Source organism: Bacillus sp. AFS012607 (genome assembly GCF_002558005.1).
Classification (GTDB): Bacteria; Bacillota; Bacilli; order Bacillales; family Bacillaceae_G; genus Bacillus_A; species Bacillus_A thuringiensis_S.
This window is the reverse complement of sequence record NZ_NTVM01000016.1, coordinates 23,780-47,650: the sequence shown is the minus strand read 5'-3', so window position 1 is coordinate 47,650 and position 23,871 is coordinate 23,780. Positions and strand designations below refer to the sequence as shown.

Here is a 23,871-nt window from a genome sequence, read left to right as displayed (position 1 = left end):
TAAATGAAATGCCCTTTTACATAGAAGAATTTGTGGAGTACAAAGAATTGCATGATGCCTCTCCCTCCACCCTACTGAATTATGTATATGATTTTAGAGTCTTCTTTAATTGGCTATTATCTGAACAAATTATTGAATTTAAGCCCATTAAAGACATATCCTTCTCTGATTTGGAGAATTTAAAGAAAAAAGATGTTGAGAACTTTATGAGGTTTCTAAAACTACAACAAAACATGCAAAATTCCTCTGTTAACAGAAAAATTTCGGCCTTAAAGTCTTTATTTAAGTACCTCACCTCCCTATCAGAGAATGAAGATGGAGAATGCTATTTTTATAGAAATGTAATGGCTAAAATTGAAATACATAAAGATAAAGAAACATTAAATGCTCGTGCAAAACGTATGAGATCTAAAATATTCCATAATGATGATCAAGAATTTCTGAATTATGTTAAGTACGAACATGAAAAATCTTTAACAAAACATCAGTTATTCTATTTCCTAAGAGATAAGGAGCGTGATGTAGCTATCCTCTCCCTCTTTCTTGGTAGTGGTATTCGTGTAAGTGAATTAGCCGATCTCCGCATGGAAGATATAAACTTAAAAGAAAGACTAATTGATGTAATCCGCAAAGGAAATAAAGAAGATTCTGTATAGATTACACCAATTGCATTAAATGATCTTGAAAAGTATATGGAAATTAGAGATAACAAATATGCACCAGGAAAAGAATTAAAAAATGTGTTCTTATCGAAGTATAAACATACTGCACAGCCTCTATCAGTTAGGGCCATCCAAGATATAGTAGAAAAATATACTAAGGCTTATGGAAAAAGAATGTCTCCTCATAAATTAAGACATACCTTGGCAAATAAGTTATACATGGAGGAGAAAGACTCGTTACAAGTGATGCAGCAGCTTGGGCATACTAGTCAAGATACAGCATTGCTATATACACAACTTGGGGAAACAACTATTAAAGATAGTTTAGGAAGAATAGGGAAAGATAAATAATAAAGGGTTCAGCAATTAAAATGATCGCTGAACCTTTTATTATTCGAGGTGATTTTTAATTTTATTATGTAAAAAATACACAGTTTATCTTTCGCTTTGTTTAGTATATGAATGATGAAAATATTTATTTGTATATAGATATATAAATTATCTCATCACATTAGTAGTATACGTTAGCTTGTGTATGTTTGCGAATTTAATTAATTAGAAATATTCTTCATTTTAATTTTTAGGTTTATTGAATTCATTATCGCTAAAATTTAAATATGAGTTTTTATTATTTTTTAGTTGGATTGTTTTGCTGCATTATCACAATAATTGTAGACAATGTACATAATTCATGAGTATTCATGAATTATGTTGGCTTCCATTCAAAATTTAGGAATCAAAAATGCTCTTTTCCATGTGTAATTTGAATATACAGTAGAAATAAGAAACAATATAGTACCAACCGTCCCATTATTTAAACCTATTTTTGTATTAGGGGGTTCAGCTGAGATATACACGTGTTTTAGTTGAATCTCCAAAGGTTGTAATATCACTATTTCGTAACTCTTTTTCTTTTTTTAGATGTATGTGTTAAAATATACCGGCTGTTAGGTGTTTTTAGGTAGCCATTTGTCATCTAGACCCAACCTTTCTGTATTTTATATCACACTGTTATTCTTTATATGATATTGTTTTTATGGGAAAATTAAACTTCATAGTAGAACGTTCTCTTGGATGATAGGGTTTTGGCTATGAACCGTTTCGTACTCCCATCGTACCGAGGCGCTCGTTTTTGCAAAGCTCAAAATTAGCGCTCCACAGGAATGCCATCGTTATGCCTTAATTTAATGACAACCGTCATGGGACATGTTATAAATTGATTTAAAGTGATAAAAAACATAGGAATATTACTCTTCTCTCTGCTTGTCCAAAATATCGGAATACCCTTCGAATTTATGTTCAATCATCGACATATAGGATGTAAATTGTTTCATTTGAGACTGTAATCTTTCTTTTTTGCTTATTAAGCGTTATCATAGGCTCATTAATCTTGCATCACTTTGTGATGCAAGAATGTACAAATCCCTTCAGTTCTATGATTGTCATAACCGTTTTTCGGAGACCACATACGAAATGTAGCCATTCAATATTATTTTTTCCATACAATCGTATGCGACTATCATTACGCTTAACGACTGGAAGAATGCCTTTCTTCTCATAATATCTTAAAATATGAATAGGTAATCCTGTTTGTTCAGATACTTGACCAATGGTAAAGTTCACTTAAATAACCCCTTTACAAATGCCATTAATACATGGTTTCTGCTTCAAGAAAACATTTGGGTCATATGTTTGATAAATGCCAAGTCGCCGGATTTTTCCTTTATCTTAATTAAATACTTTGCATCTTCACCAACAATGTATCTCATCTGATTTGTACTATCCGTTGCAGCTTGATAGATAACCTCTGCTACAACCTCAGGAGAAGTGAATTGTCCACGCTCACTCATTTTTTCAAGTCCATCCTTAAAGGAATCGGTATACTTATGATAGTCCTTTAGGGATTCATCAAAGAAGAAGTCCATTGATCTTCCGCTAAAATCAGTGCTGATAGAACCAGGTTCAATTAATTTGACATGTATGTTTTGTGAAGCTAGCTCAAATGATAAAGATTCCGTAAAACCTTCGACCGCAAATTTAGTAGCATGATAAAGTGACATAGTGGGAAACGTAATTTTTCCGCCCATTGAAGAGATATTGATAATTAATCCATTTTTATTGGCTCTTAAATGGGGTAACATTGCTTTTGTCATTTTCATTAGTCCAAATACATTCACATCGAACTGTCTTCTGATTTGATCATCAGTAGCACTCTCGAAAATTCCCATTGTGCCATACCCAGCATTATTTAGAAGAACATCAATCTTACCAAATCGCTCAATTCCCTTTACTATTGCTTCTTGAATTGTTTCCTTTTGCTCAACGTCAAGCCTTAATATTAAAATATTATCTAGTCCAGTTAATTCCGTTTCCTTTTCAGGTGAACGCATTGTAGCAATAACATTCCACCCTTTTTCAGCAAAATGTCTTGCAGTTGCTTTTCCAATCCCCGATGATGCTCCCGTAATAAAAATAGTTTTCATTTTAAATCCCTCCGTAATATGGATGTTTCGATCATTAATTTATCTTACAACCTAGAGTTCGCTTTAAGTCAAGATATATATATGATTTTTCTGCTCACTTCGGTGCCCCTTTTTCATCAATAGGTACTGGTGAAGTTTTCAAGGTAGAAAACGATGGAGTTGTGAAAGTTTTAAAGGACATGTTGTTTGATAAAAATAGTCTCAAGGCAATTGCTTCATTAGGAGGCGACACACTTAAACAAACCTATAAAGACGCATATCAATCCAATGATTATAGTGGCACTCATTCCAAATGGCGAAGCATTTATTTCTCAAATACTTGGTGCAGTATGCCCAAATAATGTGGAAGATAATCAACTGAAATATGTGCAGAGTCAAATTAATCGTCTAGACAAAAAAGTTGAAGATTTAAGTGCTGCTATTCTTAAATCACACTATGATATTTTATTGAAAGAAATACAATTATTTGAAAATTGTGTTAATATTTTAGATTCATCTGATGTTTATTATAGTACGGGTGATGTATACGAAAACCGTCGCTGGCACGCTCGACACATTAACCAAAAATTTAAAGAAGCTTATAAAAGACTGTAGCAAAGATATACTACAAGCCAATATAATGCGTTAAATCTTAGAAACATCTCATCAATAATAACTACTTCAGGATTTATATCACAAAATTGATTTAAGATATTATCAACCTTTTTTACGAATACGGGTTTATATTTATACTTTTTCATATGTGTTATAAGTAACTCTTGAGTTCTAGCTTTGTTAGTTATTTTCAGGATAGTTGCCATTATGCCCTCCCATTACAATAATTAAATTTCAAATAAGTCTACGATAGATAGTTTAATCTTATTCATTTACTAAAAAGGGGTCCGTATTTCAATGTACTACTTCTCTATTTATGATAAGCCTTATATGATTATATACTGCATTTTTAGGTTTGAAATGTTTATAAACACAACTCCTTATTAGAGATTTGTTTAATTTCTAAATAAACATATGAAACGATATATTTATAGTTTTAATCTTATGAAATATTTATTCGTATTTTAGATCTTTTTATTTTTTCTATCTGGTAACGATACTAACTGCTTTAGTAAATGAATAATATAAAAGATCTATTATTTTTTTTGAAGAAATAAAAATCTGAGACTTTAAAGTTCGGTTATTATTCTGATTTGACATATCTAACGCATCTGGATTTTCTTTAATTAAACTAAGTATTCATTGCTAGATTTGTTTGTTTTTTAGACTAGTTCAAGTGGAATAATAGCATTTGTTTGTATATTTTCTAATATTTTTTTCTAATATTCGTCTTATATAAGAAAATATTAATGGTTAGTTTTCGATTCCTTTAATACGAAGATATGAATATCCCATATATCTGGCCCAAAATGTACCTTAAGCTATCAGAGGAAAGAATCTATTAAACGTTTAAATATTAATTAATCCTAAAAAATAGACTAGTAAAAAGAACTTGCAATGCGTTTAAACAAATTCTTAAAAGGATGAGGGTATTTTACTATCTCATCATAAAAAGGACATTTATACTAAAAATTTCAAACTTTAAATTTGTCAAATTCTTTATTAGATACCTTAATTATCTCCTTTACTAATCATTATAGAAATTTTATTTTTATTACAATTTGACTATATAACGTTACAATAGTATCCATTGAATATTTTAGTACAAACAAGAAATATTCATAAAGAAATGAAGTAAATAATCGCAAAAGACAAAGGAAATAGCCACTATACGTTAGAGACTTTCCATTTCAAGAAAGTAGCTAAGGTTATATATATCAATTTTATATATTATATAAACATTCACGATTCTCCTATTTATACTAATTAATGATTACATATAATTAGAGGAGGTTCGGGAACTGAAAAATAAAAATATACAATAAAATCATACTACAACCTCTTTTTCGTTAATTCAAATATGAATCTATAGATACAAAATGACCATGGCATATATGATATTGATATTATCCCCTTTAGGTAGACACTGTAAAAAAAGACCATGTACACACATGGATGTTACACTATTACTTGGAGGGGATTTTTCATGGCAAAAAAAGGTACAATATTTAATACATACTCAAATGAGATAAAGTTATCAGCTGTTCAAAGTTATTTAAACGGTGAAGGAAGCTACGATATGATAGCGGAGAAATATCAGATTAGAAGCTCTACACAACTTAAAAATGGGAATGAAAAAATATAAAGCATGTGGTGAAATTACAGATACTCGTGGAAAAAATAGTGAAATGAAAGGTATACCGAACCCTTTAAAAGGCAAACGGATTCATTTTAAAACTGTTGAAGAAGAGCGTGACTACTATAAGGCTCAGGTTGAATATTTAAAAAAGCAGTATCCAAATCTGTAAATGGGGGTGCACTAAAATATACGGTAAGATATCACATCATTGAATCATTAAAAGGGACATATCCAGTTATGTGGCTTACGAAATTTGCTGGTGTACATCGCTCAAGTTATTATAAGTGATTCATACAAAAGGTATGAAAAACATACGAATGGAATCCGAGAAACGATTAAAAAAGGTAATACAATCTATTCACATAAAGCACAGGAATATGGTTATTCACGTATCAAAATTGCTTTACAGGAAGAGGGACATTTTATAAATCACAAAAAAGTATATCGATTAATGAGTGAGCTTAACATTCAGTCTATTATTTGGAAGAAGCATCGCTTCTTTAAAGGGAATTATTTTAATACTTTTCCAAATGTTTTAAACCGTGAATTCAAAGATCGCCAGCAAAATGAAGCGCTTGTTACAGATATTACTTATCTACGATTCCAAAAGGGATTTCGGTATTTTTCTGTTGTCTAAGATATTTATAATAACGAAGTTGTTTCTTGGAAAATATCCAAGCGGAATGATAATGAACTTGTGTTAGATACAATTGAAATGTTGGCACAAAAAAGAGATGTGCATGGAACCATTCTCCATTCAGATCAGGGATTCCAGTACACATCTCATGCCTACAACAAAGACTTTTCGATTTTTGGTATCATTAGTAGTCACTCTCGCAAAGGAAACTGCCATGATAACGCTTGTATCGAGTCATTTTTCTCCCATTTTAAATCGGAGATGTTGTATTTGAATTATTTTAAAACAGAAGAAGATTTAATACAAGCAATTGAAGAATATATTTACTTTTATAACTATAAACGGTTCCAAAAAAGACTAAGCAATCATCGAACTCCGATAGAATCTCGAATCTCGATGGCTGCTTAGTCTTTTTCATACTGTCTACTTGACAGGGGTAAGACCATTAATGGCCCTTTTGCTAATCTTAACATTAATGTTAAAAATTCTATTAAATCATTATCTTTTTTTTCTTTAATTGAGCTTCCAATGTATCATATACAGCTAATTTGTAATTTATTCTTTCCAAATACTTATTTATTTGTGATATTTCATTTTCTACATTTTTTTTATGTTGAAGCATTATTTTTTTTCGATTACTAAGTGTGCAATTACCTTGATTATATAATTCTACATATTGCCTAATTTCTTTTATAGGCATACCTGTTAGACGTAATGCCAAAAGAAAATTAATCCACTCAATATTATCTTCGGTATATAAGCGATTCCCATTATTATCACGTTTTATAACGGGTATCAACCCTTCATTTTCATAATAGCGTAGAGCGGATACAGAAACTTTCATTTTTGTACTTATTTCCTTAATAGAATATGTCATTTTTTCCTCCTGTTTATTTAGATTTAAATCAAATTTAATATATATTAAAATACATTATAAAATTATAATTACTTAATGCATTTATCGATTGTTATTTCAACAGAAATTTTGCTAAATACTCTTCATTTTAATCATATATTATTTCTAAACCTTTTGAAAGCATTAAAAGATACAAATGTTATTGCTTCAGTTAGTTAATTATATGATTAATTATTTAAAGATTATAAGGTATGTACAGATTATCAAATAAATCTACATACCGGCTATATTTAGCACCCTCTCTTTTATCTATACTTGTAAATAAAAAGGGGCTATTAATAGTGGGTTTAATCTAAATAATAGTAGTTCATACATAACTTTTACTTCTCAATATAACTCGTTCCCTAATATATCATAAAACATAATTACTGTCGGAATTAATATTTTTTAACAGAAAGGTTCTCTCTGTCTATGTATCTACATACTTCTATGATTATAAGAAAATTTTAAAAATATATACTTTTGTAATTCCTGTAACTATTTTTTACAAGTCACATTTGTTATAATACCCACAAGATTTCTATTTGTCACCAAATACTCATATTTTTGGTAGCGTCAAATGTCTATCAACCTAAAAAATCAAAATCCCCCATAACAAAAATTCTATCTATTGCTGACAACTAATAATGATGCCTTAATTCTTTTATGATTATAGTAGTCTATGTATTTTACTAATTCTTGTTTGAAATGTGTTATATTTTCAAATTCTTTTCGATACAGAAATTCTGATTTCATGATACCGAAACAATTTTCAATAACGGCATTGTCATAACAGTTTCCCTTGCGAGACATACTTTGTGTTATGCCACATTTCTTAAGAGAATGACGATATTTTTTCATTTGATAGTACCACCCTTGATCAGAATGAATGAGGAGTTTGTCTTGATCTGTTACACGTTCAAAGGCTTGATCTAACATCGTTGAAACAAGGGAATAGGTCGGTCTTGAACCAATTGTATACGTGATAATTTCACCATTAAATAAATCTAACATTGGTGATAGGTATAACTTCTCCCCAAATAACTTAAACTCCGTAATATCTGTAACCCACTTTTCATTTGGTTTGTCAGCTTGGAAGTCGTGATTTAAAATATTCGGCGCAATTTTCCCAACTGTCACTTTGTAAGAGCGATATTTTTTCATACGAACAAAGCATTTTAACCCTTAAGGCGATACACTTTTTTATGATTTATTTTGTGTCCACGATTCATCAGTTCATCACGAATACGCCGATACCCATAACACCCATCGTGTTCATCATAAATAGCTTAAATCCGTTCTTTTATCTCCGCATTTGAATCAGGACGATTGAACTGTTTCATCCAGTAATAGTACGTACTATGTGGAATGTTTGCGAGTTGAAGTAACTCTTTGACAGGAAATTCATGCCTTAACTCATAGATTACTTAGGCTTTGTCTTGTTTGGTGATTGTTTCTTGTTTTGAACTAAGGCATTTAACTTTTTTAAATATGCATTTTCCATACGCAAACGCTCATTTTCTGCTTGTAGTGCTTCTATTGAACCTTCTACTACTGGTTTTATTTTTTTATCTTTCATGGTTGGACGCCCTTTTTCTTTGAATGTAGGGCATCTAATCCTCCTGTTTCATAGGCTATTTTCCATTTCCGAAGTACTTCATAAGAAGGTATATTGAAAAGTGCCGCTGTTTCTCTGATAGATGTCCCTTGTTCATTCATATAATGAAGTGCATCTAGTTTTTACTGGGTAGAGTAGGATGTATAGCGTTTTTCAAAAGCATTTTCACCTGAAGATTCATATCGTCTAATCCACTCACGAAGTAAGTTAAGAGTAACTCCTATAGATTTAGCAATTGTTTTTCCACTTCCTGAACCATCTAAATATCGTTTCACCGCTTGGATTATTTTTTTGAAGAAAATTTAGCCATAAAAAATGCATCCCAATTGTTAGACACGGTCTAACAATTGGGATGCACTTCAATTGTTTGGGGACTTATTTTTTTATTAGACGAAAATGTTATTACGTTAATGTTTTTATTCGGATTTGCACATACACCAATCTTATGGGAATTAGTCACCATGGTACCATTTTTATCCTGTTTTTCCAGGGGTAAAGTAATACCTTTTATCCTAAAGCTAAATCAAACCGTTTTTCTGTATACCGTCCATATCGAAGTAATGTTCTATCCAGATCGTATTAGTCGAACAACAAAAAATCCAATTATGTTAGTGAAAAACTTACTTCTCTGTTATCTGAAGGGATTCATTCCGTTCGTTTTACGTATAATCAAACAAAGCAGAATGCGACATATTGTTGATTTCTAAGTGTTTCTCCATTATTGTAATTTATAAGTAATACCATGGATATCAATATTATTTATAGAACTAGGCCAATTATCAGTAGTCCATCTACCTGAATTACCTTTAGCCTCAACTTGTTTTGCAGCAAGCGCATAGAATGTCATTTGATTTTTATTGTACCATTTATCGTTATGTGGATTAGGAGTAAAAATATATTGATGCTGGCCCGGATTAAATCTCATTCCTCTATTATTCCCTCTTGATATTTCCATCCAATTGTATTTTTGATCATTAATTGTAATTGAAGAACTCATCACATTGCCTCCCTTAAATTAAATTATAAAATTCATAAAACTTATGAATCTGTTCTCCCAATAGAGGAGAATGTTTTTCAAAGAGATTACAACAAATGACATCCCGCGACCTTCAAATAAAATGAATAGGGAACTTTATATTCTATTAAGGATTAGTACATACCCCATCGTTATTAAAATGATATGTTTTAATATTTCCCGCTGAATTCTTGATGGCAACTTCTCCCGTAACCATTTGTCCTTTATCAAATCTGTTGTTTTTTTCCGGGCTACAGTAATACCATTCTCCATTATAATGGACCCACTCTGTTCTTTGTTCTCCCCTTAGAACGCTTTTGGTAATGCCGAACGTATCTTTAAGCATATTTTTACCAGCCTCAGGGAGGTTATCATAGCCATTCGGTGCCAAACGAGAAATATCAAGTGGATTAAAATAGAACCACTTTCCCTTTCCAATTTCCACAAACTCTTCAACCATTTGACCTTTATAAAATTTTTGAGTTTCTTCCGGGGTAAGGTAATATGTTCTACCATCCGCATCTGTAAACCAGCCTATAACCATTTGACCTTTATCAATATTATTAGGGCTGAAGTAATAATATGCATCTGGCTGATGCATCTCTAGTTGCCCATGATCATCCATAATAAATCCACCAGTCTTAACCCAACCAGTTCTCATTTTCCCATCCTGATCTAAGTAATACCACTTTCCATTTTGTTGCGGTATCAATGTATTGCGTTTTACTGCCATCCAGAACGCCTTATTTCCCTTTGTTTCAGCATAATATTTTGGCACTAAAGTCGGTTCCTTAGAAAGTTTTGAACTTCCCTGTGGATATGTTTCTTTTATATGCTTTATATATTTATCAGGAAATTCCTTAAGATCTTTCATAAACTCATTGTAGCTGCTATTATGAAATTGTAGTCTAGGACCTAATCCATGCTTTTCTATGCATCTTAAAAATAGTATATGGGTGGTTGCAACTGCAGTGTACAGAGGAAGCTCTGGCTCTTCATAACCTTCTTTACTACATTGAAGAATAAGATCTTTAAATTTACTGTGAATAATCCTTGCTCTACTACGGTTGTGCTCTTCCGGGCTATCCGATCCATAATATGATTCAGATATAGACTTTCCATTCAATGAGGCATCGAGTAGTTTTAATTCGTGCTGCAGAGCTTTTAGTGCTACTTTAATACTTTGTCGATCATAATTTTCAATTTTTTCATTCATTAAATCAGCAAATTGGTCCATTATATTTGTCGCTTGATTATCGTTATCTATCACCTCATCTGGCCATATTACACCAATCATTGCAGAAACAAACGATCCTCCATATGGAATGAGTGCCGTGACCGCTACTGTTAGGTTTTTAAAAGTATTATTCCAGCTTACTTCGTTTTTGTGTGCGTCCTTATAAAGGTCTTTAAGCGCCTTTCCCCCCAATGAAGTAATTGTCTTTGCAATTGTCGAATCAAAAGCATGTTCGTTAAGCAATCTGATACTTTCATCTGCAAGTATCTCGATCACATCGACAACAGGATCACTACCACCGCCAGCACCTAATGGTTGTGAAATAGATTCTTGTATCTCATACGTATGTTCCATAATATAATCATCCTTTCAGCTAATATTTCAAATCTATTTATTAAGACAAAAAACATTAAACTTACCAATTGTAAAATAATTAGAATAGAATGAATTTAAGAAGCATTTTGGGATAATTCACGATTTAATTCACAATAATATTTTTAGTAAAACTAAACGATATCCACTAATGTTTAATCAATATCCTCTCACCTCTATTTTATTTATTGGAAACGCTACACCTAAATCATAAAGTTAAATAATTATCTTAAAAACATCTGATTTGTTTATTTGATAGACAAAATAGGTATTGTATATATTTAATAATTTAACAAACTAATATTACTAGCTATTTTATCAATTTAACTTAAATATAGAATATTTTCTATTTAAGATACTAGTAAGCTAAGCATAGCTACAGTTATTAGTACAATAATCCCCATAAAGTATTTATTAGAAGTCCAAATAATGCATCAAATTACAAAGCAATAGAAACTTTAAACATCTAAATTGCAAAATAAAAAGATGATTACAGTATTTTACTGTATCCATCTTTCGAAAACTTTTTTCTTAACAAATCTATTATTTAGTTGTTTTTAGTATTGCTCTAAACTGATCAAAATGTATATTTTCGTTTAAATTATTAAAGTTCGATTTTTTCTAATCTCATCTAAATTGACTTTAATATTATTACTCTTTAACATTTTAACATAATTTTCATATTCTTTATTTGGTGAATCTTTTCCTATAGTTAGCTTGTATTCCGCAAAATAAATAAACTTCATAATGGCTCGGATTTTGACTCTCGAACTGTTTAGCTGGATAATAATATTGTTCTAATAGTTTTGTAACCATTTGTAATTTAAGCAATGTACTAATATCACTTATATTGGTAGTATTATTAGCTTTTCTAATTAACGCTAATTTTTGTACAAATTCTAAACTTTTCGGAACATAATCACTCCAACTAATTAGCGTCTTACTTTCAGGAACAATCACATTGTAAGATCTGTTATTATAAAATATATAGCCCTATACTATAATGTTTTTGCGAATAAATTTTTGTACATCTTCCCCACCCTATTATTAAAACAGTATCCCCTTTAGGAGATACTACAAAGATTTTTTCATCTTTTTATGGATAATCTATATTGTTCCATTCCATGAGTAATAATGTCCCCATCAGTATTTCCACCTTTTTTGTTGCTTCATTTAAGTTTATAATTATGTCTCTATACCAATGGATAATACAAGCTTTCCATCATTCATAGTTTCTCTTTTTAATCCTTGCTTAATTAATAGTTTTGTTGTTTCTTTAAGTTTATCAATTGGTTTTATTGAAGATATATTATCCAATTGCTCATTTGGAACTAGTTGATGAACTTTTAAAGATTAGGTGCAAGGATAAACAGATCATAATTAGCCGTTAATGGTTTTGAAACTCTGTTTAACATTTTCCCACAATTTAATTTCAATGGGATAATTATTAAATTTCATTGTGTATCTTCATTACCATACTACGAAATTTTTGATTAAACTCATCGTCCATGCTATTTTTAACATTTGAGAACAAGATAACAAATATACGTTTATCCCAATTGAAATTATTATAAGTATTCCATCCAGATAATACACCGTGATTATGATAATAGTCTGGATGAACATAAAAACCAAATCCGTATTTTTTTACTTGTGATACTGTAAAAATTTCTGATAAACCCTTTTTAGAAATCAATTTTTCTGCCATGATTGCTTCATCTAATTTTTTCATATCATCTACAGTAGTATACATATCTCCACAACCATATAGCCATTTCATTTGTAATCTCTGTGCCGGTACAAGTGAATCTTTCTCTTTTCTATACCCCTCTGCCAAAAATATATCCTCAGGCATTTTTTCCCCTATACCTGATTCTTTCATATCAGCTGGGTTAAAAATATGTTCATTTATATACTCGGATAATGGGCGTTTTGATATTTTTTCAACAATATATCCTAAAACCATGTAATTGTAATCTGTATATCTCCACCCTGTTCCAGGAGGGAATTCAAGTTTTTGGGATCCAATCCAATTTATTAACTTTAGGTGTGAAGTTGTATCAACATTTCCTTGTCCTTGCTCAGGTAATCCGGATGTATGTGTTAATAAATGTCTTAATGTAATCTGCTTCTCTGCTGGAAATGTAGAAACATATTTATTTACATTTTCGTCTATATCTAATCTTCCTTGTTCTTGTAATTGCATAATAGAAACAGCTACAACCGTTTTTGTGATGGAACCAATACGGTATTTTGTTTTTGGAGTCGCTAGTACGTTATCTTGTATGTTGGCATAGCCATAAGCCTTTCTTAAAATTACATGATCTTTAATGGTTACAAGGACAGAACCATTAAACGCGTTATCTTTTAAATATTGATCTAACCTTTGAGTTAATACTTCATATTTACTTGGTTGATTTGCTTTTTTTTTTATTTGAATCGTATCTTTAAAATAAGGAGATACTTTTTTAGTGTCTAAAAATAAGTGGAATATATTTGTAAATATATACAAACTTATAAAAAACTGAAGCAGAATAATTAATCTATGATTAAAATATGTTTTTAACATATAAATCCCCTTCTAATACGTTAATTAATAATTTACGCTATAAAATGTACGGAATACACTAACTATTTTTTGAAGATAATATTATTTAATTTTATAGGTACTAGCACTTATAAATTCTTTGTTTATTAATTTTTTGTTTTTATTTTCCACTTCACGATATGTGTTTACCTTTAATAAGAAATTTGTTTGTTCCATTGTTTTTGTATACACATGTACAATGTTATCGCTTATTTTCCCAAATAATTTAACAATTAATTGATTATCTTTTACAATTGTTTTGATATATATCGGCGTATCAGTGGTGTTTTTGAACTTAAAATCGGGACCGTTATCAGCTACTGTTGCATCTAATCCTGCCGGGACATACTTTACTTGGTGACTATGATTTACTCTATATACAATATCTAAATTTGCTAATAAAACAGCGTTGTATAATGTGCTAGAAACTTGGCACACGCCTCCCCCTGCAGCCTGTATTATTTTATCATGTAGAATGACTGGTGCATTTTTATAGCCATGAGCTTGATCAGTTATACCCACAATTTCATTAAAGCTAAATTCTTTATTTGAAGGTACTACTACACCATTTAATTTCATAGCAGCTTTTTCAATATTCTCCCTTACATTTTCACTTCGTCCTAAAAGATCTGTTTTATATTCAGACATAGGGTTTTTCATATATATTTTTTTTAAATCTTGCAGGGAAAGATTAGGGTGGATATTGCTATATTTTACGACTACGTTATTTGTTTCTTTATAAACAGCGTCTAGTATATCTTTTTTTAACATAGTAATATTCACCTTTTTGCCAATTTTTTCATCAAAATAAGATATTTTAGAATTAGAATCACTTATTTTTATAAATGCATTAGTAGGTTCTTTTTGAAATTTAGTGAACTCGTTCGCAATGAAGTGTTGTAATTTATTGTCATCAATTTTCGGTTCTAATTTATAATCTATTTTTCGAAAGCCAATTTCTGCTGTTAATTGTTTTAACCAGCCAGTCCATTTATTTTCACCTTGTTGGTCAAAAATCTTATCTATGACAAGCGTAGGTTCATACATGATTCCCATTTCCTGATAACTATAAGTTCTTTTGGCTTTTCCTAATGCAAATGTTATCTCTTTTTGCATTAAATGTTTGATTTGTTCTTGATTCATACTTTCTAATTGCTTTCTATTTAACCCTCCTACATCAACTGATTCAATGTGAGTGTTTGGTAAAACAACTTCTTCTAAATCGTGATTCACAGAAGAAATATGATACATTATTTTAAAACTAATGAGCGTCACTAATAGTATTGTAAAAACAAAAATTAAGCACTTCGTTCTTTTTATTTTTTTTTTGATAATTAAATTGAAATTTTTTTTCGACATATAAATCACTATCCTTAAAAATGTTTCTTAAATAAGAAGCTTTGAAATCGATTCCTATGCAATTCTATTTAAATTAAGATGCAATGTAAAATTCAAACAAATGATGAAAACCATCATTTTAAATGATGGTTTAAATGACTAGAAAATTTATTCAATAAAATTTTTTGGCTATTATTCTGTGTTACATGTTTCAAAAAATTCATGCAGTTTTCTTTGTTATTTATATACTTGAAGTTCTTTTATAAAATTTCTCATAGCAGGTCCTGGATTTATATTTTTATTTCTAATAAACATGGTTGTGATTTGACGAAACTCTTCTGGGATTTCATGACAATAAATGTTAGGAAGACTAGAGAATAAACCCACAGCTGTTACTGGTAAAAGTGTCACACCTAAGCCCAGGGATACACTATGCAAAATCATTTCTAGCATATTAAACTCCATAAATTTATTATTAATAAATCCTTCGTTTTCGAGCCATTTTTCTAACATTGCTCTATAACCGCAACCTTGTCCAAACACTAAAAATGTTTCATGATTCAAATCTTGTAATTTAAATGTAGGTTGATTTGTAACCAATGTAAGTGTCTTGCTACTAACTTCATATTGTTCAAATGATAGCTCTTTTATAGGCCCCGTAACAAAAGCACCATCTAATTTATAATTAAGTACATCTACCATTAGTCGATTACTTACATCGGTTTTTAGCGAAATATCTACATTGGGATACTTCGCATAATACCCAGCTAATATCATAGGTAATGGGTGTACGGTATCTACTGTTCCGATATTCAAAAAACCAACAGAAGATTCATCCTTAAACATATTATTTAATTCCTCGAATTCTTTAAGGATTTTGTCAACTTTTTCAAGAAATTTTTGTCCATCTCCAGTTAATGATATCCCCCTAGCATGCCTATGAATTAAGACTGTATTTAACTCTTGTTCTAATTGTTTTATGTGTGCAGTTACATTGGATTGCACATAATTTAAACTTTTGGCAGCGGCTGTAATATTTTTAATTCTAGCTACACTTTGAAAAATTTTTAAATCTCTAAATTCCAAATTTATCTCCACCTTGTATATGTTTTTACTGTATTTGAGGTTATTTATATATTTATTTTCAGTTCCTTAATATAAATGAATGTATGCATTTATATTAAGTGAAATATAGAAATGTTAAACGTTTATTTTTGGGAAAATTACGAGAACTATAGGCCATTATGTTTTTATATAGGCTGTTTAATAAAACTATATATCGATTGTTATATACGATAAGACTTGTGATTGAACTTTTAAAATACTAAAGTATCCTTTATGGTGTTACATATCTCTGTCCTTTATGTACTTGTAATTATTTTCACAGCTGAAATATTTTGATTTTATCGTTGACGATGTTGGTCCCATATGACTCACCTATTGTAATGATTAAGAGGTATTATTGTACAAGATTATTTTGTCCAAACAATAGACAATTTCGGCACATATTTATTATGTAATTATTTAATAATAAGCGTACAAAATCATTTTTTACGAGGAATAAACTTATGGAAAAAATCTCATGCTCAGGTAAAGAATCTAATCAGAAAAATTTTATGAATACGGAAATAATTGCTTCTTTAGATAAAAATATTGAGTTTATAAAAAAATATATGGGGGATGCTCCGGACCTTGTAATAAGAAGGATACAGAAAGGAAATTATCACACACTAGCCTTGGTTTATCTATCAGAGTTGACTGATAAAAAAGACATTAATGATAGTATTCTTAAACCTTTGTTAAGAGAAGAATTTACCAATGAAATTGAGCTAATCATACCCATTGGGAATATTTCAAGAGTGCTATATCTTAATCAAATTCAAGAAAGTTTATTAGAAGGAAATGCTATTCTTCTTGTAAACGAGTATACCGTTGCATATAAATTCGAAATTAAAGGTGGACCTAATCGGCAGCCATCTGATTCCAAAAATGAAATATCTATAAAAGGTACACATCAAGGATTTGTAGAAGCTGCCGGGAAAAACATTGCTTTAATACGAAATTATTTGCCAACTGCTAAATTGACTGTAACATCTACAGAAATTGGTGAAGAAGGAAAAACAAAAATTCATGTACTTTTTTTAATGGAAAAGGCAGATTTTCAAATAATAGCAGAGGCTCAGGGTAGATTAGAAAATATTAAGGTTAATTCTATAGTTAATACTGGTGAATTGGTTAAACATATTGAAGATAATCCGTATTCACCTTTCCCACAACTTTTACTGACTGAAAGACCTGATACGGCCGTATCTTCCTTATTAGACGGGAAATTTGTAATAGTTGTTGATCATTCACCTAATGTATTAATTGGACCAACAAACTTCTTAAGTTTTTTTAGAAATATAGATGATTGTAGTACGCGGTGGATGATTAATTTTTTTCTTCAAATATTACGCATAGTAGCATTTTTTCTAGCACTCATTTTACCAGCTACATATATTGCATTAATCTCATTTAATTATAGCCTGATTCCTGTTCCATTATTTTTATCTATAGCAGAATCTAGGGAAAATGTTCCATTCTCAGCTATTGTAGAGGCTATGATTATGGAAATCACTTTAGAGATGATGAGAGAAGCAGCCTTACGCTTACCAGCCCCTATTGGACAAACAATGGGGATTGTTGGAGGCATTATTATTGGTCAAGCTGCCGTGCAAGCAGGAATTGTGAGTAATATCATGATTATTATCGTTTCTGTAACAGCCATCGCATCGTTTACGGTTCCTAATTACGATATGAGTTTAGCTGTTAGGTATTTACGTTTTCCAATGATGCTATTAGCTACATGGTTTGGATTTGTAGGTATTATTATTGGTCTTATGATATTACTAGCACATATATTAAGCATTCGTTCTATAGGTACCCCGTATGGAGTCTCATTTTTCCCATTGGAAATTTATAAATTTAAAAATTTCATTCTTAAATATAAAAATGAAACCAAAGGTGACATATGATATCTAAAATTAATAATGCTAATATACTTTCTTTAAACCAATTTATATTTATTATTCATGGTGCTCAGGTTGGAACGGGAATTCTCTTCCTTCCCCGTACATTGGCAGAAAAAACTGGAACTGATGGATGGTTAGTCCTCCCTTTTTGTTTTGTGTTTTCTACTATCGCTAGTATAGCTTGGGTGCAAGTGGCTAAAAGATATCAAATACACTTTACAAAAGGATCGAATAATAAAATGATTGAATATACAAAGAAAGTTCTCATTATAGTTTATATTTGTTATTTCTCTTTTTATGCATGGGTTATTCTATTAAACGGTATGCTTTATATTAAGGGGAATTTACTTCCCAAAACACCTGATTATCTCTTAATTTTATTATTTTTAATTCCTACGTATCTTGTTGTAGCCGAAAATGTTTATGTATTAGGCCGTTACTGTGAAATTGTATTTTACCTTACGATTTGGATTGTATTATTATTTTTAATACCTCTAAAAGAAGGAAATTTATTGAATATGCTTCCTGTTTTTAAAAATGGAATTAGTGGCTTTTTGAATGCTTTTCCTCAGGCTATCTTTCCATTTACAGGTTTTGAAATGGTAGCCTGTATGTACCCTTATTTAAAAAGAAAACAGGCCGCAATTAAAGGCGTAATAATCGCTAATAGCATTACATTGATATTTTATACTTTCATGACAATATCCTGCTATATATTTTTTAGTCCTGATGAAATAACCTCTTATAATCAACCGGTTCTAAGTATACTTAAAATCATTGAGGTTAGTTTTTTAGAAAGGTTTGATTTACTTATTATTACTTTATATCTATTTGTAGTTTTTACTGCATGGACTCCATATATTTATGCCAGCTTATTATGTATAAGTAATTTAACTAAACAAGAAAAAAAGAATATACACATTTATATTTTTTTTATGTGTATTATTTTGAGTGTTTTCCTGATACATCCATCATGGAGTCAGGTACAAAGTTGGAAGAGCTTAATCTCACATGTAGGATTAGGAACAGCCTACATATTCCCTATATTCATGTTACTGGTAATAAAATTAAGGAGGTGATACATAATGATGAGAAAAATATTATACTTTCTTATTTGTATAGTAGTGCTCACCGGTTGTTATGACCAAGTATATGTTGAAGATGTGGCTGCGACATTAATAGTAGGAATTGATATAGATCAAAAAAATCATTTGAAAGTATATGTAGTAAATTCTTTAATTAATAAAGATCGGAAGCGAAACGAAGAAAAACATTATGCTACAGATATCACAGTTCGAAAGGCAAGAGATCAATTTGATACTATAGATCCAGGTATTATTTCTGGAAGTAAAATTCAGATTGTTCTTTTAGGAAAAAAACTTCTTCAAAAAAAGAATTGGTTTGAATACTTAGAACCGTTTTATCGTGATCCTCAAAATACTATGACTGCCAAAGTCATTGGTGTAGATGGGAAAGTTTCTGATATTATTTATTCTCATTCTCCTCAAAAAAACTTTCTTTCGGATTATTTAGCTAAATTAATTAAAACAGGGAATGCAAGGAATGTTACTGTTAAAACGACATTTAAAGAACTGTATAGACAAGTTAAAGATAAAGGAATAACTCCTAGTATTTCTAGCATTAAAAGGATAAATAACCAAAAAATAAAAATTACAGGAACAATGCTTTTAGATTATCAAAATTTGCTTATAGAAAGCTTAAATCCAAATGAAAATAAATTATTAACCTTATTACAAGGTAAAATAAAAGGGGATTATTCATTTACAATAAAAAATCCACTCAAGCAAACAAACAAACAATGGATTAGTATTTCGGCGCAAAGAATGAACGTTGACACAAAAATGGCATATACGAACCGTTTTAAATTTCAAATACAAATTAATATGGGAACAGAAATTATAGAGAAATTCCCTGCTTCCTACACATCGATAACTAGTAGGGAATTAGAAAAAGCTATTTCACAACAATTCACAGAAGAATTAACACGACTTATCAAAAAGGTTAAACGAGCAAACATAGATCCTATTGGATTCGGATTATATGCTCGTGCATTTCAATATAAAAATTGGGTACCTTATGAACAAAACTGGGGGAAAGAATTATCTAAAGCAAACATAGATATAAAAGTAAATGTAAAAGTGAGAGATGTAGGTAGCATTAAATAGAAATTATGAATCAAAATACGTTATAAGAGGTGTTGTGAGTTGAAATTTAAATATAAGCTAATATTCACCATGATTTTCACATTAACATGTGTACAACAAGTACAAGCATCGATTGCAACTCCAAAATACTTAGTTTTTAAGCGCTTTGAAAATAAGTTATATTATGTAAAACATAAATTACTAATTAAAGAATTTTTAATTATAACTGACCAAAGTAAGAAACTGATTCCCGCGGGTAGATATACTGTAGTGTATACATTTTCCAAACATTATTCATATAAAAATATCAAGGAAAAAACGTTAAATTATCAATTAATTAGCTTGAAAAGCACCAAAACAAATGATGTTAATTATGGAATATGTGAAACAAATCGTGAAAATAATACTAAAAACCCCATAAATGTAGACTGTATATATATGAAAAATATAGATATACAGTGGTTACATTCTCAGGTGAGAGAAGGAACAACTGTCATCATTCAATAATTTTATAAAATTTATTGATCACTAGGAATATGTTTAATATAATGAACAATTCATTCAAAAAAAACGGTGTATATACTTAAAGTTGAAAGATATTGCAAGCTCTTACTCATTCTGTATACTACAGTCAATTAGGAGACATTGATGATTCTTTTTACGAGGATACAGAAAAACTACCATCATTTTTCTGTATAATTGATACCCTATTCATTCGTGCTAAAAACTAGCTTAAACAGTGATTTTCATATTAAAAACATTGCCAATGTGGCGTATATAATTCATGTATCTGTTTCATCGAAGAGATTAGGGGGCTTTCTCGAAGCCGCTCATCTCCCATCATGAGCCATATTACCTCTAAGCTGATGGATACCACTCCCATTCTCCTACTGACTTTCCTCCTCTCTAGTGAAGCTATCATTTATTTTAAATCGATTTGAATGTAACCAACTATTTTTGATTGTATTCAATTTTTATCGACACTCTTTCCTTTCTATTTATCTATAAAAAAAGAGAGGAATTATTCTCTCTTTCCAAAATATTTTACACTTTTCCCAAAATAATTTCATATTTATAACTTGTTATAGCTTACGAGCACTCTGTTTAATGAAAAATAATAAAAGAACTATAAGAATAGAAAGACTTATTAAGCGTGTTCTTATCTTATAGTCTTAGATTGTCTCGTTTCAGTGAAGGGAACAATCAATATCAAGCTATTTCGTAGTTCAAATTCACTTTATTTTATAAACATTCCAGAAACTTATTGTGTCACTGGATAAATACGCCATTTAAAACACCTAAAATAATTAATATAAGATATTTGTTATTTGATTGCAGATTCAAAAAAAGATATTGAATGCTCTCTATTCCACCTACAATTATAAAACTTGGTAATATTACATCTACTAAAAAATCAACTTCTGAATTGTTAATCCAATTTGGCGTAAGTATAAAAATACAGATAAAGACACTATCTACCGCAATAGAATAAACAGATCTTGTCATACTATATTTTAATTCAATATCATTTTTATAAGTTACAATTGTGTTTTTAAAATATTTTAATCCAGATATCAAAATACTTAAACTAAACAAAACGTTAATCCCGGTAAGTATATATTTCATCTCAAATACCTATTTACAGGCAGCCCACACCCCTGTAGCACCAGTTAATTCTCCAGCCAGACCTACAAGAGCTTGTCCGCCAACACGCATTCTTTCTTCCCAAGTAGATGCTTGTACAAGAAGTTTTGCAGCTTCTCCAAACCCACCTAAAGCATTAATATATTTCTTAATTTTAATTAATTTAGAAACAGCAATTAAATTTCCGCCTACAAAAGCAGCTAAAGCACCAGAACATTTACCTATTTTCACCCAATCAGGGTCAGCAATCACTGGGAATGCGGTGTTTTTATCAAATTCAACAATCTGAATCAACTTATTTCCATCAACTTTATAATGTGTAGAAACTGGTTTTTCATTTGCATCTTTTGCCCAAGCTTGCATAAATACACTTTGAATAATATTTTCTGAGTCGACTATAAAAACTTCACCTGTATCATATTCTTTTCCTAAGTATTCCGCAGACGTAACTAGTTTTCCGCCATTTGGAATATCAATAACAAATTCATATTCTTTTGGAGCAAATTGATTTTTTATCTTAATTAACGATCGAAAACCATCTTTGGTAGTTTGTAAAGCTAAATCAGTTGGTTGATTTTTATCTTGATAAATAAGAGTTCCATTATTTGTTTGGATAACTTCACTTGAATTTAACTCTGGGAGAGAAATATGTAAAGACTCCTTTCTATCCTTAATAGTAATAGGTTCTGAGTTTAATTTGTTTGGAATTTTTACTATGCCTGATGCATTTTCAACAACTGTTGCTTCGTTAGAATCAACTTTAAAGTTATTCAAAACATCATCAATTCCCGTGCTTTTTTCAATCATTAAAGCTGTAGAGTTTGCCTCTTTTTGTGAATTATTAATTTCAGCATGTATTGAAGGGGTTAGCAGAGATATACCCATAGTCCCTGCAATTAACCCTATCAAGACCTTTTTAGATAAAAAATCCATTTAATATTCTCCCTCTAATTAATTATTTTCTATTATTATAAAAAAATACCAATCCCATTATTAATCTATTATTAATTTTGACAAAGTTAAAAAACGTATTCTTATTCCCTTTACAAATGATAAATTTGTGTAGAAAGTGTTATTGTTCATAGTATGTAATATGTATTGGGTATTGGGTAAGAAAACAAAACTTTTTATCAGTAACAAAGAAAAAGCACTCTTTCGGGTGCTTTTTTAAATCGTATTTTCAGCTCAGCTAGTTAGACCAAACGGCTCATAACGGTCTGGTCATACGCTTAATTTCTACAGGATTCATATATCAATAAAGCACCTATTACCAAAATTATGGTCATAGGTGCTTTTGTTTTGTTAATTCATTAAATAAAAAATACAAAAAAGATCTATAACTAGAGTACGAAAATAAATTAAATGAATAAAAAACAAACAACAGACTCTAGTCATATTAATTAATAACACAGATTATATATTACACTCATTCATGCGCTAGTATTATTCCATCAGACTTGTTTAACAGGTATGTATAGTCTCATCCAATTGTTGATATGTAGTAGTATATAAATTCATCTGTAGTTTTTAGGTAAAGGAGTACACAGGGTTAACGTAAGGTACATTTGCACCTTAGTAATTTAGATATTTTTCAATAGATGATTTAAAAATATCTTTAGAATTAGATTTGAACTGCTCTGATTTTTTGATTTTACGGACTGTTTGAAGCTGCAAACATCGATCCATCAGTAAATTTTAACAGTCCTTGTCCATAGTTTCTACGGTAAGAGCTAAAATATCTCGTACAATTACCAATACATCCATCGAGGTTTCAACAGAATAAATATTATATCATCTTAATTTTTATCACATTATCAAACCTTTAAAAATAACAAAAAGCACAGTCCTCCTAAGCCCATAGGATTAAACCGTACTTTAAGTAAAAGCATAAATAAACATACATACATTCATAAAATACATCAAATCGGTGTTTCCGCACCTTTCAATGTANNTACATTGAAAGGTGCGGAAAAC

At 30.2% G+C, this 23,871-nt stretch carries 21 protein-coding genes and 2 pseudogenes; 10 read left to right on the top strand and 13 right to left on the bottom strand.

The genetic code is table 11. The features are described from left to right. Positions 1–1,013: pseudogene (gene xerS, locus CN409_RS20360) on the top strand (tyrosine recombinase XerS); the annotation flags it as partial. A gap of 1,044 nt (positions 1,014–2,057) precedes the next feature. Here xerS and CN409_RS20355 read toward each other — a convergent pair. Both CN409_RS20355 and CN409_RS20350 read right to left on the bottom strand, forming a co-directional pair. Continuing rightward, entirely contained in the window at positions 2,058–2,285 is a 228-nt protein-coding gene (locus CN409_RS20355) for a MerR family transcriptional regulator (RefSeq protein ID WP_097891098.1), read from the bottom strand. Positions 2,286–2,329: 44 nt separating this feature from the next. Next, a complete protein-coding gene (locus CN409_RS20350; RefSeq protein WP_097891100.1) occupies positions 2,330–3,145 on the bottom strand; it encodes an SDR family oxidoreductase in 816 nt (271 codons plus the stop codon). 267 nt (positions 3,146–3,412) lie between these two features. Here CN409_RS20350 and CN409_RS20345 point away from each other — a divergent pair, with 267 nt between their 5' ends. Further along, positions 3,413–3,739, top strand: coding sequence for a hypothetical protein (locus CN409_RS20345; RefSeq protein ID WP_097891102.1), 327 nt, complete (start codon positions 3,413–3,415; stop codon positions 3,737–3,739). Here the strand turns inward: CN409_RS20345 and CN409_RS20340 are convergent. Next, positions 3,724–3,945, bottom strand: a complete 222-nt coding sequence (locus CN409_RS20340) for a hypothetical protein (RefSeq protein ID WP_044306825.1) — start codon at positions 3,943–3,945, stop codon at positions 3,724–3,726. The two genes, CN409_RS20345 and CN409_RS20340, sit on opposite strands and share 16 nt — an antisense overlap. Before the next feature lie 1,280 nt (positions 3,946–5,225). Between CN409_RS20340 and CN409_RS32400 the strand changes: the two genes are divergently transcribed. The 4 genes from CN409_RS32400 to CN409_RS32850 all read left to right on the top strand — a co-directional run bounded on the left by CN409_RS32400 (position 5,226) and on the right by CN409_RS32850 (position 6,423). Beyond that, the gene (locus CN409_RS32400; protein WP_142330547.1) at positions 5,226–5,384 is read left to right on the top strand and encodes a transposase; all 159 of its coding nucleotides are present in this window, start codon (positions 5,226–5,228) and stop codon (positions 5,382–5,384) included. After that, on the top strand, positions 5,371–5,547 hold the full coding sequence (locus CN409_RS32395) for a hypothetical protein (protein ID WP_235355682.1): 177 nt from the start codon (positions 5,371–5,373) through the stop codon (positions 5,545–5,547). The genes CN409_RS32400 and CN409_RS32395 overlap by 14 nt, the downstream gene beginning before the upstream one ends. Before the next feature lie 90 nt (positions 5,548–5,637). Next, the gene (locus tag CN409_RS31525) at positions 5,638–6,015 is read left to right on the top strand and encodes an IS3 family transposase (RefSeq protein WP_176523108.1); all 378 of its coding nucleotides are present in this window, start codon (positions 5,638–5,640) and stop codon (positions 6,013–6,015) included. A gap of 60 nt (positions 6,016–6,075) precedes the next feature. Next, on the top strand, positions 6,076–6,423 hold the full coding sequence (locus tag CN409_RS32850; RefSeq protein ID WP_257147504.1) for an IS3 family transposase: 348 nt from the start codon (positions 6,076–6,078) through the stop codon (positions 6,421–6,423). An 82-nt stretch (positions 6,424–6,505) separates the two neighbouring features. On the opposite strand, the gene CN409_RS20320 is transcribed toward CN409_RS32850, so the two are convergent. The 8 genes and pseudogenes from CN409_RS20320 to CN409_RS20285 all read right to left on the bottom strand — a co-directional run bounded on the left by CN409_RS20320 (position 6,506) and on the right by CN409_RS20285 (position 16,163). Continuing rightward, a complete protein-coding gene (locus tag CN409_RS20320) occupies positions 6,506–6,892 on the bottom strand; it encodes a MerR family transcriptional regulator (protein ID WP_044306826.1) in 387 nt (128 codons plus the stop codon). A gap of 642 nt (positions 6,893–7,534) precedes the next feature. After that, positions 7,535–8,838 (bottom strand): annotated as a pseudogene (locus tag CN409_RS20315) (IS3 family transposase). Between the two features lie 408 nt (positions 8,839–9,246). After that, positions 9,247–9,525, bottom strand: coding sequence for a hypothetical protein (locus tag CN409_RS20310; protein ID WP_097981483.1), 279 nt, complete (start codon positions 9,523–9,525; stop codon positions 9,247–9,249). A gap of 145 nt (positions 9,526–9,670) precedes the next feature. Beyond that, entirely contained in the window at positions 9,671–11,134 is a 1,464-nt protein-coding gene (locus CN409_RS20305) for an insecticidal delta-endotoxin Cry8Ea1 family protein (RefSeq protein WP_044306828.1), read from the bottom strand. Between the two features lie 705 nt (positions 11,135–11,839). Further along, positions 11,840–12,112, bottom strand: a complete 273-nt coding sequence (locus CN409_RS20300) for a hypothetical protein (RefSeq protein ID WP_044306829.1) — start codon at positions 12,110–12,112, stop codon at positions 11,840–11,842. A 487-nt stretch (positions 12,113–12,599) separates the two neighbouring features. Further along, positions 12,600–13,721: a serine hydrolase domain-containing protein gene (locus CN409_RS20295; RefSeq protein ID WP_097981482.1), complete on the bottom strand. Its 1,122-nt coding sequence runs from the start codon at positions 13,719–13,721 to the stop codon at positions 12,600–12,602. Positions 13,722–13,802: 81 nt separating this feature from the next. Next, on the bottom strand, positions 13,803–15,098 hold the full coding sequence (locus CN409_RS20290) for a VanW family protein (protein ID WP_097981480.1): 1,296 nt from the start codon (positions 15,096–15,098) through the stop codon (positions 13,803–13,805). 216 nt (positions 15,099–15,314) lie between these two features. Then, positions 15,315–16,163: a LysR family transcriptional regulator gene (locus CN409_RS20285; RefSeq protein WP_044306832.1), complete on the bottom strand. Its 849-nt coding sequence runs from the start codon at positions 16,161–16,163 to the stop codon at positions 15,315–15,317. A 482-nt stretch (positions 16,164–16,645) separates the two neighbouring features. On the opposite strand from CN409_RS20285, the gene CN409_RS20280 reads away from it, so the two are divergent. The 4 genes from CN409_RS20280 to CN409_RS20265 are packed head-to-tail and all read left to right on the top strand — an operon-like array spanning position 16,646 to position 20,760. Continuing rightward, the gene (locus CN409_RS20280) at positions 16,646–18,091 is read left to right on the top strand and encodes a spore germination protein (RefSeq protein WP_044306833.1); all 1,446 of its coding nucleotides are present in this window, start codon (positions 16,646–16,648) and stop codon (positions 18,089–18,091) included. Further along, positions 18,088–19,167, top strand: coding sequence for a GerAB/ArcD/ProY family transporter (locus tag CN409_RS20275; RefSeq protein WP_097981479.1), 1,080 nt, complete (start codon positions 18,088–18,090; stop codon positions 19,165–19,167). The genes CN409_RS20280 and CN409_RS20275 overlap by 4 nt, the downstream gene beginning before the upstream one ends. 6 nt (positions 19,168–19,173) lie before the next feature. Continuing rightward, positions 19,174–20,274: a Ger(x)C family spore germination protein gene (locus tag CN409_RS20270; RefSeq protein WP_044306835.1), complete on the top strand. Its 1,101-nt coding sequence runs from the start codon at positions 19,174–19,176 to the stop codon at positions 20,272–20,274. Positions 20,275–20,313: 39 nt separating this feature from the next. Further along, positions 20,314–20,760 carry a L,D-transpeptidase gene (locus tag CN409_RS20265; RefSeq protein ID WP_044306836.1) on the top strand — a complete coding sequence of 149 codons (447 nt, stop codon included), beginning with the start codon at positions 20,314–20,316 and terminating at the stop codon, positions 20,758–20,760. Positions 20,761–21,522: 762 nt separating this feature from the next. Here the strand turns inward: CN409_RS20265 and CN409_RS20260 are convergent. Together CN409_RS20260 and CN409_RS20255 are read right to left on the bottom strand one after the other, a co-directional pair. Next, a complete protein-coding gene (locus CN409_RS20260; protein ID WP_044306837.1) occupies positions 21,523–21,879 on the bottom strand; it encodes a hypothetical protein in 357 nt (118 codons plus the stop codon). Positions 21,880–21,888: 9 nt separating this feature from the next. Continuing rightward, positions 21,889–22,830, bottom strand: coding sequence for a hypothetical protein (locus tag CN409_RS20255; RefSeq protein WP_044306838.1), 942 nt, complete (start codon positions 22,828–22,830; stop codon positions 21,889–21,891). Positions 22,831–23,871 lie beyond the last annotated feature (1,041 nt).

What these genes read in the sequence shown, in the direction of transcription:
- CN409_RS20350 (WP_097891100.1), bottom strand. Translation starts at nt 3,145, where the DNA reads ATGAAAACTATTTTTATTACGGGAGCATCATCGGGGATTGGAAAAGCA.
- CN409_RS20345 (WP_097891102.1), top strand. Translation starts at nt 3,413, where the DNA reads ATGATTATAGTGGCACTCATTCCAAATGGCGAAGCATTTATTTCTCAA.
- CN409_RS20340 (WP_044306825.1), bottom strand. Translation starts at nt 3,945, where the DNA reads ATGGCAACTATCCTGAAAATAACTAACAAAGCTAGAACTCAAGAGTTA.
- CN409_RS32400 (WP_142330547.1), top strand. Translation starts at nt 5,226, where the DNA reads ATGGCAAAAAAAGGTACAATATTTAATACATACTCAAATGAGATAAAG.
- CN409_RS32395 (WP_235355682.1), top strand. Translation starts at nt 5,371, where the DNA reads ATGAAAAAATATAAAGCATGTGGTGAAATTACAGATACTCGTGGAAAA.
- CN409_RS20320 (WP_044306826.1), bottom strand. Translation starts at nt 6,892, where the DNA reads ATGACATATTCTATTAAGGAAATAAGTACAAAAATGAAAGTTTCTGTA.
- CN409_RS20310 (WP_097981483.1), bottom strand. Translation starts at nt 9,525, where the DNA reads ATGAGTTCTTCAATTACAATTAATGATCAAAAATACAATTGGATGGAA.
- CN409_RS20305 (WP_044306828.1), bottom strand. Translation starts at nt 11,134, where the DNA reads ATGGAACATACGTATGAGATACAAGAATCTATTTCACAACCATTAGGT.
- CN409_RS20295 (WP_097981482.1), bottom strand. Translation starts at nt 13,721, where the DNA reads ATGTTAAAAACATATTTTAATCATAGATTAATTATTCTGCTTCAGTTT.
- CN409_RS20290 (WP_097981480.1), bottom strand. Translation starts at nt 15,098, where the DNA reads ATGTCGAAAAAAAATTTCAATTTAATTATCAAAAAAAAAATAAAAAGA.
- CN409_RS20280 (WP_044306833.1), top strand. Translation starts at nt 16,646, where the DNA reads ATGGAAAAAATCTCATGCTCAGGTAAAGAATCTAATCAGAAAAATTTT.
- CN409_RS20275 (WP_097981479.1), top strand. Translation starts at nt 18,088, where the DNA reads ATGATATCTAAAATTAATAATGCTAATATACTTTCTTTAAACCAATTT.
- CN409_RS20270 (WP_044306835.1), top strand. Translation starts at nt 19,174, where the DNA reads ATGATGAGAAAAATATTATACTTTCTTATTTGTATAGTAGTGCTCACC.
- CN409_RS20260 (WP_044306837.1), bottom strand. Translation starts at nt 21,879, where the DNA reads ATGAAATATATACTTACCGGGATTAACGTTTTGTTTAGTTTAAGTATT.
- CN409_RS20255 (WP_044306838.1), bottom strand. Translation starts at nt 22,830, where the DNA reads ATGGATTTTTTATCTAAAAAGGTCTTGATAGGGTTAATTGCAGGGACT.